Annotated in this window: 13 protein-coding genes; 7 read left to right on the forward strand and 6 right to left on the reverse strand. The window is 60.4% G+C overall.

Annotation, left to right across the window (positions count from 1 at the left end):
• Positions 1-124: 124 nt before the first annotated feature.
• From JJN09_RS22770 to JJN09_RS22785, 4 genes are all read left to right on the forward strand, one after another.
• Complete coding sequence (locus tag JJN09_RS22770) at positions 125-706, forward strand: DarT ssDNA thymidine ADP-ribosyltransferase family protein (protein ID WP_249483887.1); 582 nt, start codon at positions 125-127, stop codon at positions 704-706.
• Positions 703-1,347 carry a DUF4433 domain-containing protein gene (locus tag JJN09_RS22775; RefSeq protein ID WP_249483888.1) on the forward strand — a complete coding sequence of 215 codons (645 nt, stop codon included), beginning with the start codon at positions 703-705 and terminating at the stop codon, positions 1,345-1,347. Before JJN09_RS22770 ends, JJN09_RS22775 begins: the two co-directional genes overlap by 4 nt.
• Complete coding sequence (locus JJN09_RS22780; protein ID WP_249483889.1) at positions 1,344-2,429, forward strand: macro domain-containing protein; 1,086 nt, start codon at positions 1,344-1,346, stop codon at positions 2,427-2,429. Before JJN09_RS22775 ends, JJN09_RS22780 begins: the two co-directional genes overlap by 4 nt.
• 216 nt (positions 2,430-2,645) lie before the next feature.
• Positions 2,646-3,821 carry a diguanylate cyclase gene (locus tag JJN09_RS22785; protein ID WP_249483890.1) on the forward strand — a complete coding sequence of 392 codons (1,176 nt, stop codon included), beginning with the start codon at positions 2,646-2,648 and terminating at the stop codon, positions 3,819-3,821.
• Here JJN09_RS22785 and JJN09_RS22790 read toward each other — a convergent pair.
• The 6 genes from JJN09_RS22790 to JJN09_RS22815 are packed head-to-tail and all read right to left on the reverse strand — an operon-like array spanning position 3,808 to position 13,997.
• Positions 3,808-4,620 carry a YfaP family protein gene (locus JJN09_RS22790; RefSeq protein WP_249483891.1) on the reverse strand — a complete coding sequence of 271 codons (813 nt, stop codon included), beginning with the start codon at positions 4,618-4,620 and terminating at the stop codon, positions 3,808-3,810. The two genes, JJN09_RS22785 and JJN09_RS22790, sit on opposite strands and share 14 nt — an antisense overlap.
• Positions 4,621-4,623: 3 nt before the next feature.
• Positions 4,624-6,243 (reverse strand): DUF2300 domain-containing protein, encoded by a 1,620-nt coding sequence (locus JJN09_RS22795; RefSeq protein WP_249483892.1) that lies wholly within the window; start codon positions 6,241-6,243, stop codon positions 4,624-4,626.
• A gap of 1 nt (position 6,244) precedes the next feature.
• Positions 6,245-10,810 carry an alpha-2-macroglobulin gene (locus JJN09_RS22800; RefSeq protein WP_249483893.1) on the reverse strand — a complete coding sequence of 1,522 codons (4,566 nt, stop codon included), beginning with the start codon at positions 10,808-10,810 and terminating at the stop codon, positions 6,245-6,247.
• Positions 10,807-11,472 (reverse strand): DUF1175 domain-containing protein, encoded by a 666-nt coding sequence (locus JJN09_RS22805; protein WP_249483894.1) that lies wholly within the window; start codon positions 11,470-11,472, stop codon positions 10,807-10,809. Before JJN09_RS22805 ends, JJN09_RS22800 begins: the two co-directional genes overlap by 4 nt.
• Positions 11,442-13,154: a DUF2138 domain-containing protein gene (locus JJN09_RS22810; protein ID WP_249483895.1), complete on the reverse strand. Its 1,713-nt coding sequence runs from the start codon at positions 13,152-13,154 to the stop codon at positions 11,442-11,444. The genes JJN09_RS22805 and JJN09_RS22810 overlap by 31 nt, the downstream gene beginning before the upstream one ends.
• A 51-nt stretch (positions 13,155-13,205) precedes the next feature.
• Complete coding sequence (locus JJN09_RS22815; protein WP_249483896.1) at positions 13,206-13,997, reverse strand: YfaP family protein; 792 nt, start codon at positions 13,995-13,997, stop codon at positions 13,206-13,208.
• A 277-nt stretch (positions 13,998-14,274) separates the two neighbouring features.
• On the opposite strand from JJN09_RS22815, the gene JJN09_RS22820 reads away from it, so the two are divergent.
• The 3 genes from JJN09_RS22820 to ispA are packed head-to-tail and all read left to right on the forward strand — an operon-like array spanning position 14,275 to position 16,635.
• A complete protein-coding gene (locus JJN09_RS22820; protein ID WP_249483897.1) occupies positions 14,275-15,471 on the forward strand; it encodes a Fic family protein in 1,197 nt (398 codons plus the stop codon).
• 37 nt (positions 15,472-15,508) lie between these two features.
• Complete coding sequence (locus tag JJN09_RS22825; RefSeq protein WP_007894317.1) at positions 15,509-15,751, forward strand: exodeoxyribonuclease VII small subunit; 243 nt, start codon at positions 15,509-15,511, stop codon at positions 15,749-15,751.
• Complete coding sequence (gene ispA, locus JJN09_RS22830) at positions 15,748-16,635, forward strand: (2E,6E)-farnesyl diphosphate synthase (RefSeq protein ID WP_249483898.1); 888 nt, start codon at positions 15,748-15,750, stop codon at positions 16,633-16,635. The genes JJN09_RS22825 and ispA overlap by 4 nt, the downstream gene beginning before the upstream one ends.
• The last annotated feature ends 22 nt before the right edge of the window (positions 16,636-16,657 follow it).

Below are 16,657 nucleotides of genomic sequence, written 5' to 3' on the forward strand. Positions count from 1 at the left end.
GTGATGGCACACTAGAATCACATCGACTGTTCTACCAACCCCTACGGATCGAGGGTTACATCAGCACGGGGCGAGGCCGGGACTGAATCCAGTTTAAGTTGATGTGCAGGTCAAGGAGACCACTATGTCGGACGTTAAAAGCATCAAGGATCAGAAGCTTCTCTACCATCTCACTTCGGTTGAAAACCTGGATGGAATTTTCAGGGATGGCTTGAAACCTCGCGCCGGCCTCTCGGGTTTCAAAGACGTCGCAGATGCTGAAATCCTGAAAAAGCGGCAGGCTCTGCAGCTCGATAACTACGTCCCCTTCCACTGGTTTGCGAAAAATCCATTTGACGGAAGCGTGCAGCGCAACAGGCCGGAAGCCCAATTTGTGCTGATCTCGGTCTACAGATCAACGGCCAAGCAATACGGCTGGAAAGTTATTCCACGCCACCCGTTAGCAGGCGACTCAATACAGCTACTTGATTACGAACAGGGGTTCGAAGCTATCGAGTGGGATGTCATGAGCAGTCGCGATTACCTGGACCCTCACTGCAAAAGCATCTGCATGGCCGAATGTCTCGCACCGGGGGTTGTTAAACCTGACGCCTTCTTCAAAATCTTCACCCCCAGCGAAGAAGTCGATGCACTTTGCGTAGCTAAATTGCAGGCAGCCGATGTTAATGTGCAGACCAGCGTGAACCAGAGAATGTTTTATCAATGAACTACACCAGCCTGAATCCAGAGAAAGCTCTGATTTGGCGTATCGTCCATCGCGATAACCTGCCCTGGATTCTGGACAACGGTCTGCATTGCGCAAACTCGGACGTGCAGGCACCTCAGTACGTGAACATAGGCAACGTCGACTTGATCGACAAGCGCCGTTCCCGTCAGGTGCCTATTGAACCCGAAGGTGTTCTGGCCGACTACGTGCCCTTCTATTTCACGCCCTTCTCGGTGATGATGCAGAACATTCACTCTGGCTGGAGTGTGCAGCAACGCAGCAATGACGAGATCGTGATTCTGGTCTCAAGCCTTTATCGCGTTGAAGAGCTCGGCCTGCCGTTTGTCTTCACAAACGCACATGCCTATCCGAGTTGGACAGACTATTACAACGATCTGGCGAATCTCGACCAGATCGATTGGTCTATCCTTCAACGGCGCGACTTCAAGCGCGATCCTGATGACCCTCGCAAAATGGAGCGTTATCAGGCCGAAGCGCTGATCTACCATCATCTACCGATTACGGGACTGCTGGGCATCATGTGCCACACCGATGCAATGAAAATACGCATAGAACAAGACGTCGCCGCTCGAGGCCTGACGTTGCCTGTCCATGCGCGTCCCAAATGGTATTTCCAATGATCAGATTCATCCAGGGCAACCTGCTGGAAGCCAAGACCGAAGCCCTCGTCAACACGGTGAACACCGTGGGCGTGATGGGTAAAGGCATCGCATTGATGTTCAAAGAACGCTTTGCGCAGAACTATCGTCTGTACGCAGCGGCGTGCAAGGCCAAGGAAGTAGAAACGGGCAGGATGCACGTGACAGCCACCAACGAACTTGATGGGCCTCGCTGGATCGTCAATTTTCCGACCAAACGTCACTGGCGCTCACCTTCGCAAATGGCCTGGATAACAGAAGGTTTGCACGACCTGCGTCGTTTTCTGATTGAAAACGACGTGAAATCCGTCGCGGTCCCGCCACTAGGTGCTGGTAACGGCGGATTGAAGTGGCCTGAGGTCCGCGAACAAATCGTTGAGGTTTTGGGTGATCTGGATGCCGACGTACTGGTGTTCGAGCCTACCAATCAATATCTGAATGTCGCCAAGCGCAGCGGTGTAGAGAAACTCACACCGGCCCGTGCCCTTATCGCCGAACTGGTTAGACGTTATTGGGTGTTGGGCATGGAATGCAGTCTGCTGGAAATCCAAAAACTGGCCTGGTTTCTTGAGCGCGCTATCGAGAAGCTGCCAGACACCGAAAACCCGCTCAACCTCCAGTTTGTCGCACATAAATACGGCCCGTACGCTAACCGTCTGGAACATCTGCTCGATAACCTTGATGGCAGCTATCTGCATTGTGACAAGCGAATCAGTGACGCTGGCATTAGCGATGTGATCTGGTTTGATCAAGAACGCAAATCCTTTTTGCAGACTTATCTCAAGACCGAGGCCAAGGAATATGCCGAGGCCTTGGAGCAGACTGCCGAGTTGATTGACGGCTTTGAATCGCCATTTGGAATGGAGTTATTAGCGACCGTCGATTGGCTGCTGAGCCAGGAAGGCGTCAGCGCGTCTGTTCCTGCCATGCGCGAAGCACTGAAGCATTGGGAGGGTGGCGCCGGAGCTGCTGTTCGCAAGAGCAATCTGTTTGATGATCAGTCTCTTGATATTGCACTGAAGCGTCTGACTACAAGCAGCTTCCGACCTGAGTTACTAGCCTGAGTAACTCATCAGGCTCTGGAAAACCTCAAGCTGACTTCCCACGGCGCTATATCCAAAATCGGGCAGCAAGTGGCTGCCCAATTTGAGTCTTCATCGCATACTCCCTCTCAACACCTACAACACTTGCCAACCCCAACCCCCACAGTGCTAAATCCCGCGCGACAACACCCTTCACCGGCCGGATTTCGGTATTGAACCCCACGGGGAACCCAAGGAATGGCGCTCCACATCCCGACTCTGCTGGTCGTCTCGGTCTTCGTTTTCTTGTTAATGGGCCTGTTGACCCTCCACGCCTGGTATCGCGAAACCCGCGAGCGGCCGCTGGCGTATCTGGGCTGCATGATGTTGCTGGCCGCGCTGGGCATGTTGTTGGTCAGTTGGCGGGGTAAAGGGGTCGATTTCATTCCGATCGTGATCGGCAATGTGATCCTGCTGCTCAGCGCCGGGCTGAACTGGACGGCCATGCGGGTGTTTGTCGGTCGGAGGCCGTCAGTGCCGGGGATCGTGGGCGGTGCGATCATTTGGTTGACCCTGTGTCTGATCCCCGCTTTCTACTACGCGATGCCGGCCCGCGTTGTTGCGTATTCGCTGCTCGCGTTCGGCTATGGGCTGCTGACGGCAATGGAACTCTGGCGCAGCCGCAAAAGTCTGGACGTTGCCTACACGCCCGCGCTGCTCCTGACGTTATGGCACACCGCGTTCTACGGCATCAGAAGCCTGATCGATGAGGGTTTGCCGCTGGATCAATCGCGATCCGGCGTCGGCGATGGCGCGCATTTTTTCTCTTTCATGCTGTTCGAGTCGATGCTCTACGTCATCGGCATCGCCTACATGACGCTGGCGATGGTGAAGGAGCACGCCGAACGGAAATTCAAGGCGGCTGCACTGACCGATCCGTTGACGGGGATTGGCAATCGTCGGGCATTTCTGCTGCAAGCCGAACAACTGCTGACCATCGGCAAACGCCGGACGGAAACCGCGGCACTCTTGCTCTGCGATCTCGATCACTTCAAGCGTCTTAACGATACCTTTGGCCACCCTGCCGGTGATCAGGCATTGATCGCCTTCAGTCGGGTGATGAGCAATCAGTTGCGTAGGGGTGACGCGTTTGGGCGTATCGGTGGTGAAGAGTTCGCCTGTCTGCTGACAGGCGCCGATGAACAGATTGCCGTGCAAGTGGCCGAGCGGATTCGTGAGGCGTTTTCCGAACTGACGACTCTGGGAGCCGGCGTCCTCAGCGTCAGTATCGGTGTCGTTACGACACGGGAGTCGGGTTACGAACTGTCACGCCTGCTCTCGGAAGCCGACGAAGCGCTGTACGGTGCCAAGGATCTGGGACGCAACCGCGTGCAGACTTTGCGCAAGCTGTACCTGAGCCTCACGGATAGCTGAACGACTTCACCAACGTCAACTCCCCGACCGCCCGCATCGGCACAATGAACGTCTCCATCTTCTCGCTCGGTGTCCCTTCCTCGGTAATCACCGTCACCTGTGCCGTGGTCAGCGGCTGCACCGCCTCTTCCCCACCCTCGTCATCCCCGCGATAACCACCGCCGAAGTAGTTCACATACACCAGATACTGCCCCTTGATCGGCGCCGGCATGGCGAAGATTTCCGGGCCGTAACCGGTGGTCACGTCGACGTCCAATGCAGCGCCGTTGGGGGCGACGCGGTTGCCGTACCAGATATGCGCGCCATCAGGCGTGACGAGGTGCAGGTCAAGGTCAGTACCGTCGCTGTCCCAGGACAGCAGCACGCGCAGTTTGGCCGGGGTGGCGCCGCCGCTGACGTTGAGGAATTGCGTGCGGTGGCGTTGCTGGCCGTCGGGACTGCGGACTTCGACGCTGTTGCTGCCGTTGGGGAAGGAGAACGGGCGGTCAAAGCGGCCGCTGTCGTCGATTTTCAGCGGCATGCTGACGCCGTTGACGATGAGGCGGCCGGGCTCTTTGCTTTTCGGGGTGGCTTTGATTTCGCCGCTGATGCGTGCGGTATTGGCTTGGCCGACCGGGGTGTTCACCGAGGAGGCCGGGTAGTTGACGGTCTGGCGGAAGTTTTCGCCTTCGCCCTCGGGCGCGCCGCTGCGCCAGCCACCGATCGGGGTGTCGAGTTTGACGCTGTCGGCGGCCATCGCCATCGGCAATGCATTGAGCGCGCAGAGCAACAGCAAGACCTGTGGATAACGGAGTGTCATGGTCTATTCCAGCAAAAGGTGACGGGCGAGCCCTTCGATATAGGTTTCATCCTGGCCGTTGGGGTGTGCTTCAAAGGCCAGGTGCAGGTATTCGTGAGTCAGGTCGAGGCGGTCCTGCAAAGTCAGCACGCCGCGCACATAGATGCGCTGGCGTTCGCGGTCGACGAAGGGTCGGCCGAAGGCGAGTTTGCAGACGGCGAAGGTGCTGACTTCGTTGTAGCCGGTTTCGCTTTCCAGCTTCGGACGCCAACCGCGCCGCTGTTTTTGCAGCCAGTCTTGCGCGGCAGGCAGCGCTTCGCAGGACGCCACCGGGTTGTCCCAACGGCTGAGGCTCCCGCGCGGATAGGCATGCAGCAGAATCGCGTCGTAACGCTGGCCGGCATTGGCTTGCTCGACCGCTTGTTGCCAAGCGAGTTTGTCGGGGCCGGGTTGATCGGAGTGATAGGTGACGGTGCTGCCGGCCAGCACCAGATCCGCCGTCCACGCCGCGATGCTGCGCGACTCGGCGGAAGCTGGACGCGGTGCAACACGTTGGCGGGTGCTGCTGTCGTCGATGCTCAAACATTCGCCGTTGCGCGTGGCGTTTTGCAGCAGGTACGTGCGGATCGCCACGGCCAATGCTTTGGCGGCTTCGGCGGGTTCGGGTTTGGCTTCACGCTCCAGCACGCGGGCGACGTACTCCTCACGATCCAGCCGAGCAACAAGCTTGCCGTTGAGCAGAAACAGTTCGCCATCGCTGTGGATATCCAGCGCATTGCCATTAGCGAATTCGACGCGAAAATCACCCTGCAATGGGCCTGAGCCAGCAACGCGCTCACCCGACAGCACTCGCGAAACCGGATAACGCGAGAACAGTCCGACCTCAACGCATCGCCCGGCCTCCGCTGGCCAGGAAGCAGGCAACACCGTCGCCAACGCCGAACCGTAATGCCGCAAAACCATCTGACTGGTACCCCGGCCACCAGCCCAGATCGGCGAGCCGTCCTCCGTCCAGCCGGCAAATCCGCCCTGGCGTGATTGCGGGTCCTGATCGCCGAGCCAGCTCCAGGTTTTCACCCGCAAGCGGCCGCCCAGTTCACCCACGACATTGCCGTCCGCCGCGTTCAAGACGACATCAAGCAGCACACGACGCATCTGATCCTGAGCCGGCAACAAAGACAAAACCTTCAGCAAGTCAGCCACGGAAACCCGAGTAGCCGGTTGCACCGATGGCAGGTCCAACAACCACGACGGCGCCTGTCGCGCCTGCCAATAGGTTTTCCAATCGCCAACGGTTATGCCCAACCGCGCCGGTTCGAAATACAACCCGCAGGATTTCACCAGCGCCTGATCACGCTCGATCTTGCCGCCCGCAGTGCAGCAATAGACTTCTTCCTTCGACTGCCCACGACATTCATACGCCGGCTCTTGCGCGCCGGTATCCACCAGCCACGCGTAAACGAACACCTTCCACAGACTGCCCAGCGGCGTATTCAAAGACGAAGGCAACGGCTCGCGAGCGGTCAGTTGCGTGGTGTTCAGCGACAGCAACTCGCCCTTGTAGGCCACGCGCAACGGTTCATCCTGCGCCGTCGCCAGCGCAGGAATCACACACATCAACAGCCACAGCAGCGGCCGGGTCATGTCAGTTGACCGTGACCTGACCGAGGGCCGCTTTCGCTTCCTGGGCCTGATGTTGCGGTGCGTAGACCTGAGTGAAACGCACCGGTGGCAGGTTGAACTGGCCCTTCTGCGAGAAGCGCACCAGATGCCGCAGACGCAATTCACCGCTCAGCGCATCCACAGGTACCGCGTAGGCCAGTTGGCCCGGTTCGAAACGTGCCTTCTCCAGCGCGGTCGGCTCGGTGCCCTCCTTGCCCTGCAACTTGATGCCCCACGTGGTGCGCTCGACATCCGCGCCCGGCGGCAGCGGCACTTCAAGCATGCCGTAGCGCAGCGGTTTCGGTGCCTTGCTGGTGAGGATCACTTCGTCCAGGTACAGGCTGTCGCTGGACAACGGTTTAGTGCCGACCGGCTCCAGTTTGAAGGTGAAGGCTTCGTCACCCGGCACCAGACGCGACAAGCGACGGGTGATAGTTACAGCCATCGGATCGACTGCCGGTTGTTGAGTCTGGAAACTCAGCGCGGCACGCAACGGACGCTCCTGAGTGCCCGACACCGACAACACGCTCGGTACCGACGCAGCACCTTGCCACGTCCAGTACATCTCGCCGGTCGCGCCGTAGTTTTTCTTCCAGCCTTCACCCGGTGCCAGCGCGATGGTCGGCGAGGCCTGGGCGATGCTGCGTTGCAGCCAGGTCAGCGCCAGCGCACGTTCGAGGGTCGATTGCTGCGGCAACAGGCGTTGCAGCAGCGCTGTCGCACGGGCCTGATCGAACGGTTGCAGCGACAGGTTCAGCGCTTCGACAAACGGTTGAGAGCTGACGGCCAAACGCTGTTGCGCAGCGCCCAACTGACGATTGAATGCGTCCGGCAAAGCGACTTTCGATTGCGTGGCCAGCGATGCGGTCAAGACCCGCGCCGCCGCCAGACCGAGCGCCGAATCCGGATCGCTCATCACCAGACTGTCTTCACCGTCGTCCATCAGGTTCGCGGCATTGCCTTCACCGGCCTTGGCCAGATCGTCCATCAAGCCGCTGAGCAGCGTGTTGACCGGCAGATGCATTTGTTTGGCGAACGACAGGATCAGCGCCCGTTGCAGCAAAGGTGTGTTCGGCGACTGCTTGGCGTAAACCTCCAACACCCGCTGCCAGTGCTCCGGCGGCAAGGTCAGTTCCAGCTCCTGACTGGCGTTCCAGTCGGCGTAGTAGGCGTAAGCGGTGAGGAACGCATCCGGCTCGCCGTCGAAGCCCCACCAGGTGAAGCTCGCCGACGGCCCGGCCATCTGCACCAGCCGCAGACGGCTGTTCTGCATGATCAGGCGCAAGCGGTCGCGGATCTGCGGGCTCGACGCCAGCGACGGATAAGCGATGCTCAGCGGCAGCAAGCGGCTGGCGGTCTGCTCGACGCCGCCGTACGGATAGCTCAGCAGATCGTCGAGGGCCGAACGGAACAGCGCTTGCGGGCTGTCATCCAGACGCAGGCGAATATCGGTGGCGTCCGCCGGCAGGCTCAACGGCGTGTCGCCGCTGGCCACGTCGAGGCTCTGGGTCTGCGTCACTTGCCAGCCTTCACCGGTCGCGGTCAGGCGCACAGCGAGGGCGTCGGCGGTTTTGCCGTCCTGCACCAGGTCGGCTGTCCATTCGCCGGTTGCCAATGCGAAGGCCGGCAGCGGCAGGTAGTTGATGCCGTTGTTGAGCGTTACCGGCAAACGCTGTTCGGCGCCGGCGTAGTGCGTCACCAGTTCAGCCTTGACCGGTTTTTCGGCCTGGCTGAAGGCGAACACGCCGAGTTGCGGCTGATCGCCCTTGCGGAATTTGCTCGGCCCGCTCCACTTCAGGTACAGCGGTTTTTCCGAGCGAACAAACTGCTTCTTCTGCCCGACCTGACCGTCATCGGCAATCGCCCGCGCGGTGATGCGCCAGCGGGTCAGCGAGTCCGGCATCTTGAAGGTGAAGCGAGTCTTGCCGTCGGCGTCGGTCAGCAATTCCGGCTGCCATGCAGCGGTGTCGACGTCTTCGCGACGCGGCCGCTCCAGTACTTTCACTCCGCGTTCGCTGCGGTTGGCCTTGCCCGGCGCGCCGGGGCTGCCCGGCAACGCCACGTCGTAACTGATGAACGACAGGCTGGCGCTGGTGCGCACGTTGTTGCGGCGCGGGTGATAGAAGAACTGGTCGATGGTCGGTGCGACTTCCGGTTGCAGCGCGTAGACCATTTCGTCGACCACGCTGACCGTCAGGTGCGCCGGCACTGCCTTGCCGGCGAATTGCGTGGTCAGGTCGACCGTCACAGTATCGCCCGGTTGATAGGTCTCTTTGTCAGTCTTGATCGCCACGTCGATCTGCGGCGCGACAACCTTGATCCCGGCGTTCTGGAAACTGTACTGACCGCCCTTGGTGTAGAGCACCGAGAACGTCAGGTTCGGCGCGAAGTTGTCCTTCACCGGAATGCGCGCGCGGTATTGGGTTTCACTGAGTTTTTCCAGTTTCAGCCAGTCGCCGCCCTTGGCCAGCAGCGCGGTGGCTTCAACCTTGTCACGTTCCAGCGACAGCAGTGCATCGCTGACTGGTTCGGGGAATGTGATCAGCGCCAGTGCTTCGTCGCCGGCCTTGTATTCGGGTTTGTCGAGGACGATTTCCACGGTGCCGGGCACCGCCTTGACGCCGTCGCCGGTGACCGAATGACCAGTCGCGCCGAGCACTCGGCCATGCTGATCTTTCAGCGACAGGTTGTAGGTGCCCGGACGATCGAATGCCACGCCGAAGCCTTTGTCTTTCGCCGTCAGTTTGCCTTCGCCGGTGGTCTGGTCTTCCAGACGAACCCAGCTGTAGCTGCTCGGCACCACGGCCTGAGCCTGTTCGCTGCCGCCCTCGTTGGCATAGCTGAACGCGACCTTGTCACCGACTGCGCTGAAACGCTGCGGCGCAGTCAGACGGAAGCTGGCGGCGCCCCGGTCGATGAGGATTTCCTTGGTGGTTTTGACCCGATACGCCGCGCCATCGCTGGCGAATACCGTAAGCATGTAGCGGCTCGGTTTGTCAGCGGCTGGCAGGTCGAGGGTCGCGTTGCCTTTGCTGTCGGTGGTCAGTTCGGTGCTGGTCAGCTCCACCGGGAATTGCCCGAGGTATTGCAGCTCGTTGTCGACCATCGACAGTTGCTGGGCGCGCAGGCTCAAGGTCAGTTTGGCATTGGCCACCGGTTTGCCGTCCGGGTACAGCAGCACCAGGCTGCCCTTCACCGGTTCGCCGGTGCGGTAATCCTGCTTGGCCAGATTCAGCGAGATCTCGAAGTGCGGCTTGATGTATTCCGCCACACGGAACGCGCTGCTGTAGGCCTGATCCTTGTAGTTGAAACGCAGCTCGTAACCACCGGCCACCGCGTTGTCCGGCAACTGGAAACGGCCTTGGGTGCCGGCCTTCGAATCGAGTTTCAGATCGAGACTCTGCAACTCGGTACCGGTCGCATCAAGCACGCTGACATTGACGTCCGCCGCCCCCGGCAATACCGAATCACGCGCATTCTTGAATTCGCGACCGACGATTTTCAGCGACACCCAATCACCCGGGCGATACAGCGGCCGGTCGGTGAAGGCGTAGAGTTTGGTGTCGTAGATTTCGCTGTCGTAATAGAAGTTTTCCGAGACGAATACGCCGCCCTCTTCGTCTTCGCCAATGACGAACGAACGCTCGGGGCTGACGTGTTTCAGGCGCAGCAAACCATCGGTGTCGGTGGCGCCGCTGCTCATCACGCCGAGGCCGTCGGTCCACAGCACATTGACCTTCGGCACCGAGCTGCCTTCATGTTTGCGCGCGGCCCACACTAGCAATTCATCACCGGCAATCTTGCTCACCGCGACGGTGTTGGAAACGAAGACCATGGTGGTCGCGCGGTACTTGCCGATCAGCGCTTCGACCAGATACAGACCCGGTTTCAGGTTGCCCAACGGTATGTAGACGTTGCCCGGCGCGACACTGACGAACTCGCTGGAAGAGCCGGCCAGATTCACGCCTTCCGGCGGCTGGATCGGCTTGGCCTGCCACAGCGGATAGCGGAACTGGCTGACCACCGGCAGGCCCGGAATCAAGGCGAACTGCGGCTGCGCGTCATACGGCGTCGGCGCAGCGATGGCGTTGCCCATCTTCAGTTCCGGCACCTCTTCGGTGACTTGCTGACGCGACTCGTAGGAGAACGCACGCTGCATCACCCGACGGGATTTGCGGTACCAGTTGTCCCACAGGTACGCGAGGGTGTTCGACAGGCCTTCGCCCTTGAACTGGCCGTCGCTGACCACACGGTGCAGGTTCTTCTGGCGCTTGAGGAAGTCCAGCGGCTTGTCGATCTTGTACACGCGGATGTCGGCGCCGCCGTACGGCTCCATGCGGAAGCGACGGTAGTCACGGCCCGGCGCTTCGAGGCGCACAACCGCCTGTTCGTCGCTGGCGAAACTGCTGTCAGCCAGCAGGAAGAAGCTTTCACCGGAGACCGGCGTGTAGCCGCTTGGCTCCACGGTGTCTTCGGCATTCACGGCCGAAAACGGCAGGGCTAGCAACAACAGAAAAGGCAGTAAACGCAGCATGCGGGCACCGGTCATTGGGAGAGAAAGTTCAGTCGATAGACGCCGATGAAGTTGGGGTTGGCTGCGTCGGGTATCCATCGGGTGTCCTTCCATGTCATGAGTTGCTGCAGGCTTGCCGAACGCATGCCGTTGTCGGTTGGGGTGGTCGTGCCGGTGTGATAGGCGATGTAGCGGCCCATCCAGATCATCAGGTGCTGGTCATCACCCTGATCGAAAAACATCAGATCGCCGGGCCGTGCCTGGGACACGTCGCGGCCGATCAGATGGCTGTTGAACTGAATCAGTTTGATCGCGTTGACGTAGGGCCCGACCTTGCCGCCGCCCTGTTGCCATTGCTGGGCGAACTTGCGTTGCTCGTCGCTCAACGCCAGCTCCGGCGGCAGGTAGCGATTGGACACGCCATTGCTGCGCAGCCATTTGTCGTCGTGGACTTTCAGCGCTTCGTTGGCGGCAAACCGCACCAGTCCGGCGCAGTCCTGCTGATACCAGCGCGGGCTCGGGCCTTTGCTCAACTGCTCCTGAGCGATGCGCACGAACCAGGCGCGAAAGACCTGGGACTGCTGCGGATCGAGGGCCGGAGCCTCAACGGCTCGGGCACCGGCGCTGAGCAACAGCGCCAGCAAGCCGAGGCTGCGGATCAATGCCGTCACAGCGCTTTCCACTCCAGCGGCAGCCATTGCCAGTGACCGTCGGGCTCACTGCCTTCAGGCAACGTCAGGGCGTATTTGCCCATGCCGCCGAGGGTGCGCAGTTTCGGGATCAGGTAGGTTTGCGCAGCGTTGTAGAACACCGGCTCCATGTCCTGGGGCAGGCTGTCGAGGGTTTCCTGCTGCATCAGTTGCGCCATCGAATCCGGGCCGAAGTAGATCGGCATCAGCACGTCTTTGGGCAGCACATCGGCCATCGGCGGGAAGCGCTTGTCGAGGGTGCCGAGGGCCTTGTCGACCAGTTTGTCATCGAGGGAAAACAGCAGCGTCGAACCGTGGCGCGCCAGGCTGACTTTCATGAAAGCCTTGCCGGTGATCGCGTCCGGGTTCTCGGCATCCTTGGCCGCATACGGGCCGAAGTTGGAGCTGACCTGACGCTGCCAGAGATGGCTCTGGCCTTCCTGTTTTTCCACCACCGGGAACGCGTGCTCATCGACGTTGCCTTCATAGGCACCGACCATCGAATCGAACAACGTGCCGATATCGCCGTCGAGTTTGCCGCTGTCCTCGTCTTTCAGACTGGCCACCAGCAACGGCGTGTACAGTCGCGAGTCGGCGTACCAGCACAGGCCCGCCGCGCCGGCCACGTGCTCGGTGAGTGTCTGCGCCACCGCTTCTTCGGCGCCGAGTTTCACCAGCAACGGTTTCTGTGGTTCGGCGGCCACCGGCAGGGTCACACAGGCACTGGCGCCCAGCGGCATGGCTTGCCAGACCGGTTTGAAATCGAAGTCCGGCTGATTTTCCAGTTCGTCCATGGCGAGGAAGCTGTGCCAGCCCTTGTCGTCCATGTCGAAGCGCAGCCCGGCGAAGTTCGGGATGAAGCGCTGGTAACCCATGGCGAGGACGCTGGAATTGACCGACAGACGCTGCTTGGTTTCAGGTGTTTTAGCTGGCAGCCCGAACGCTTCGGGGAACAGTTTTTCGCCGTTGAGCAGCGCGGCCAAGGCTTGCGGCGAGACATGGCCGGACTCTTCGGAAGCGCCACTTTCCGGGTCGTAGAATTTGGTCGGGTTGGACAACACCACCAATTTGTCGCCACGGGAGGCGAACAACAGGGATTTGCTGGCGTTGTAGGTCAACTGATACAGCGGCACTTCATCGCCACCGACTTTCAGGGTGCTGAAGACGCTCAGTTGCGAGTCATCCAGCGCGACTTTCGCCAGCGGTTCCAGCAGCTTGGCCAAGCCGCCGCGATCCATCACCAGCAAGAAATCCTTAAGCCGACCATCAGCGCCGCGCCACAGCGCCACGTCTGCCGGTTGATCGAAGAGTTGCTCGATCAAACTGTCTTGCAACTTCAGGTCATGTTCGTAAACGATCCGCCGCAGACTGCCGATCAGCCCGAGACGGTCGGCGTGAGTCTCGTAATAGAAGACGAAATCCTCGGTGAGCGTGGCCTTGAGGAACGGCACCGTCAGCAGGTCCTTGGGCAACTGGCTCAGGGAACGGGTTTCCAGCAGCGCGTCCGGGCGGCTCAAACCGAGCTTGTCGCTGGCCAGCGCGGCCGCCGGCAGCTTGGGCTTGTGCATCAGCCAGCCGAGCCCGCCCGCCACGCCGGCCACCAGGCACAGCCCGGCCACCAACAACGGCCAGCGCCGGGAAGGTTTGGCGGCCGGTGCATCGGTAACCGGGGTCTCAGTGTTTTCGCTCATCTTCTCGCTCATGTTCCCAAAGCTCGGCAGTTCATCCGTGGTGCGGGATGCTTAATAGTTGAAAGTCTTGACCAGCAGCAGATCACCGATGGCCCGCAGGGGCACGATGAATGTTTCGCGTTTTTCGTCGACGGTGTTTTCGTTGAGCACCAGCGTGATCTGCGAGGTGATGACCTCGTTCTGATTGCTGGCCTCCTCGAAGTTATAGCCGCCGTCGCCGAAGTTGCCCCAATAGTTGACGTAAACCAGATAGGTGCCATGCAGCGGCGCGGTCATGGTGAACATTTCCGGGCCGGGGCCATCGACGCCGTCCGGGTCCAGACCGCCGCCGTTGGTCAACGCCGTGTGGGCGAAAAACGCATGCTGGCCGTCAGGGGTAATGATGTGCAGGTCGAGTTCGGCCTTGGGATCGTCCCAGCCGAGCACCACGCGAATCCGCGCCGGTGTGCGCAGGTTGTTCGCCTCGTAGAATTGCACGCGCTTGAGCGACTGACCTTCGGCGCTGCGCACTTCGACGCTGTTGGAGCCTGCGCCGAATGCATAAGGCCGGGCGAAACGCCCATCGTCGTCGGTGTACAGGTTCAGCGGATTGCCATTGACCGCCAGGGTGTGCGGCCCGCGCTGGTTACCGATGGCTTTGAGCTGGCCCTGGATCATCGTGCGATTACGCTGGATGCCGCGATCGATCGGCGGCGTGGGATAGGCGACTTGCGGGTTTTCACTGCGATCGAGCAAACCGTTATAGCGCCAGCCGCCCACCGGTTCCGACATCTCCGCGCTCGGCGCCGCCAGCAGCGCGGGCGCGCAGGCCAAGCCGATCAGCAGCAAAAGAAATGAACGCATGTGATGCCTCCTGCCATGCCTGAACGAAACCTTGCACCCGATCCTCGGTACTTCACAGCGGTGAAAACTGCGTTTCGTCTGAAAGACCCGTGACTGTCGGGTCGTAGAAGGCGCGAAGGTTAGCGATTCGGCAGTTTTTTAACAATCGGATACATCTTGAAATGCGGTGGGAATCACGCACCCGGGTGGACGATGAGCCGAATAGGCGTCATATTCGGCTCACAAAATGAGCCGAATAGCATTTCTATTCGGCTCACGCACTCAGGAACAGCATTTCATGGCAACTCACTGGATCTGGCAGCAACCCGATTGGCCCGACTTCAATTGGCAGGCAGAGCGTCTCACTGCGCTGTTGCGCGAATGCGTTCAGGCGCAGGGACAATTGATGGGCATGGCGGGATCAGTGGGCAATTCACTGAGCGCTCAGACTGAGCTGGACGCGTTGCTGCAGAACATCGTGACCTCCTCGGCCATCGAAGGGGAACAGTTGAATGTTGAATCCGTGCGCTCCTCATTGGCACGACGCCTGGGGCTGGAATCGCCTGATGGCGACAACGTCAGTAAGCGCAGTGAGGGGCTGGCACAGCTGATGCTCGATGCCACTCAACGTTTTGCCGAACCGCTGACGCTAAAACGATTGCTGGAATGGCATTCGTGGCTGTTTCCAGATCAAGAGAGTGGTTTCCTTTCGCGAGCAATCAATGTCGGCGCATTACGCGGCGATGAGCCTATGCAGGTGGTTTCCGGACGAATCGACCGTCCGACCGTGCACTTCGAGGCGCCACCGCGACAAGGCCTTGAGCGACAACTCGACAGTTTTCTCAAGTGGTTCGACGCCAGTCAGCATCAGGCAGGCCTCGATCCTTTACTGCGAGCCGGTATCGCACATTTCTGGTTCGTCACCTTGCACCCGTTCGATGACGGCAATGGGCGCCTGACTCGCACCCTTACCGATCTGGCACTGGCTCAGGGCGAAGCGCAGGCGATTCGTTTTTATGCGATGTCGGCCAGTATTCTCGACGATCGTGCGGGCTATTACCGGATTCTCGAATCGAGCCAGAAAGCCACGCTGGACATCACCGAATGGCTCGTATGGTTCCTGCAAACCCTGCTGCGCAGTCTGCAACAGGCCATCGCGCGGATTGAAAGTGTGTTGGGAAAATCACGCTTCTGGCAGGCGCACCGTGAATCCGGGCTGTCGGCGGAGCAGATCAAAGTGCTCAATCGTCTGCTCGATGGTGGTGAACGCGGTTTCGAGCACGGCATCAGTGCGGCGCAATACCAGAGTGTGGCCAAGGTCTCCAAAGCCACGGCCACCCGACATCTGGCGGAACTGCTGGAAAAGGGCTGCCTGCAACGTCTTCCGGGCGGGGGGCGGAGCACTCGGTATCAGATTCAATATCCGGGCGATTCGACCGACTGGCACCCTTGTCCGTCGGCCCGCTCATTTGCCCATAAACCCCCTATCTGCTAGTGTCGCGCCGGTTTAACGTCAACCGGAATTAGCCGCCATGGCCCGCAAAAAAGCTGCACTGGATTTCGAACAGTCCCTCGCCGACCTGCAAACGCTGGTCGAGCGTCTGGAGAACGGTGAATTGTCGCTGGAAGACTCGCTGACCGCTTTCGAGCAGGGCATCGGCCTGACCCGTGACTGCCAGGCAGCGCTGGCCCAGGCCGAGCAGAAGGTCCAGGTGTTGCTGGAACGCGATGGCGAGCTGGCCGAGGAACCCTTCGACGCGGATCAGCCAGAATGATCGCGGCGTATTCGGCGACCAGCCAGGCGCGGGTCAATGCGGCACTGGAAACCCTGTTCAACGCACCGCTGCCAGAGCTGGCGCGACTTTACGAAGCGATGCGCTACAGCGTGATGAACGGCGGCAAACGCGTGCGTCCGCTGCTAGCCTACGCCGCGTGCGAAGCCCTCGGCAGCAAGGCCGAGCAGGCCAACGGCGCGGCGTGTGCGGTGGAGCTGATCCACGCGTATTCGCTGGTACACGACGATTTGCCGGCGATGGACGATGACGATCTGCGTCGCGGCCAGCCGACCACCCACAAGAAATTCGACGAAGCTTGCGCGATCCTTGCAGGTGACGGCTTGCAGAGCCTGGCCTTCAGCGCCCTGCTTGATCCTCGCCTGAGCGATCTGAGCGCGGACATTCGCCTACAACAGGTCACGGCGCTGGCGCACGCGGCGGGCCCGGCCGGCATGGTCGGCGGCCAGGCCATCGACCTTGGCTCGGTCGGTCTGAAGCTCGATCAGAAAGCCCTCGAACAAATGCACCGGCACAAGACCGGCGCGCTGATCGAAGTCAGCGTCAAGCTCGGCGCCCTGGCCAGTGGCCGCGCCGAGAAGGACGAACTCAAGGCCCTGCAAAGTTATGCACAGGCCATCGGCCTGGCATTCCAGGTGCAGGACGACATCCTCGACGTCGAAAGCGATACCGAAACCCTCGGCAAACGCCAGGGCGCCGACATTGCCCGCGACAAGCCGACTTACCCGGCCCTGCTCGGCCTCGACGCAGCCAAGGCCTATGCCCTGGAACTGCGCGATCAGGCGTTGCATGCGCTGCGACCGTTTGACGCGGCTGCCGAGCCATTGCGCGATCTGGCCCGGTATATCGTCGACCGGCGCAACTGAAGGCTAATCTGCCAAAAAAGAC

Origin of the sequence: Pseudomonas sp. HS6 (genome assembly GCF_023375815.1) — a bacterium.
Classification (GTDB): domain Bacteria; phylum Pseudomonadota; class Gammaproteobacteria; order Pseudomonadales; family Pseudomonadaceae; genus Aquipseudomonas.

What these genes read in the sequence shown, in the direction of transcription:
- JJN09_RS22800 (WP_249483893.1), bottom strand. Translation starts at nt 10,810, where the DNA reads ATGACCGGTGCCCGCATGCTGCGTTTACTGCCTTTTCTGTTGTTGCTA.
- JJN09_RS22795 (WP_249483892.1), bottom strand. Translation starts at nt 6,243, where the DNA reads ATGACCCGGCCGCTGCTGTGGCTGTTGATGTGTGTGATTCCTGCGCTG.
- JJN09_RS22810 (WP_249483895.1), bottom strand. Translation starts at nt 13,154, where the DNA reads ATGAGCGAAAACACTGAGACCCCGGTTACCGATGCACCGGCCGCCAAA.
- JJN09_RS22780 (WP_249483889.1), top strand. Translation starts at nt 1,344, where the DNA reads ATGATCAGATTCATCCAGGGCAACCTGCTGGAAGCCAAGACCGAAGCC.
- JJN09_RS22805 (WP_249483894.1), bottom strand. Translation starts at nt 11,472, where the DNA reads ATGGCTGCCGCTGGAGTGGAAAGCGCTGTGACGGCATTGATCCGCAGC.
- ispA (WP_249483898.1), top strand. Translation starts at nt 15,748, where the DNA reads ATGATCGCGGCGTATTCGGCGACCAGCCAGGCGCGGGTCAATGCGGCA.
- JJN09_RS22775 (WP_249483888.1), top strand. Translation starts at nt 703, where the DNA reads ATGAACTACACCAGCCTGAATCCAGAGAAAGCTCTGATTTGGCGTATC.
- JJN09_RS22815 (WP_249483896.1), bottom strand. Translation starts at nt 13,997, where the DNA reads ATGCGTTCATTTCTTTTGCTGCTGATCGGCTTGGCCTGCGCGCCCGCG.
- JJN09_RS22820 (WP_249483897.1), top strand. Translation starts at nt 14,275, where the DNA reads ATGGCAACTCACTGGATCTGGCAGCAACCCGATTGGCCCGACTTCAAT.
- JJN09_RS22790 (WP_249483891.1), bottom strand. Translation starts at nt 4,620, where the DNA reads ATGACACTCCGTTATCCACAGGTCTTGCTGTTGCTCTGCGCGCTCAAT.
- JJN09_RS22785 (WP_249483890.1), top strand. Translation starts at nt 2,646, where the DNA reads ATGGCGCTCCACATCCCGACTCTGCTGGTCGTCTCGGTCTTCGTTTTC.
- JJN09_RS22770 (WP_249483887.1), top strand. Translation starts at nt 125, where the DNA reads ATGTCGGACGTTAAAAGCATCAAGGATCAGAAGCTTCTCTACCATCTC.
- JJN09_RS22825 (WP_007894317.1), top strand. Translation starts at nt 15,509, where the DNA reads ATGGCCCGCAAAAAAGCTGCACTGGATTTCGAACAGTCCCTCGCCGAC.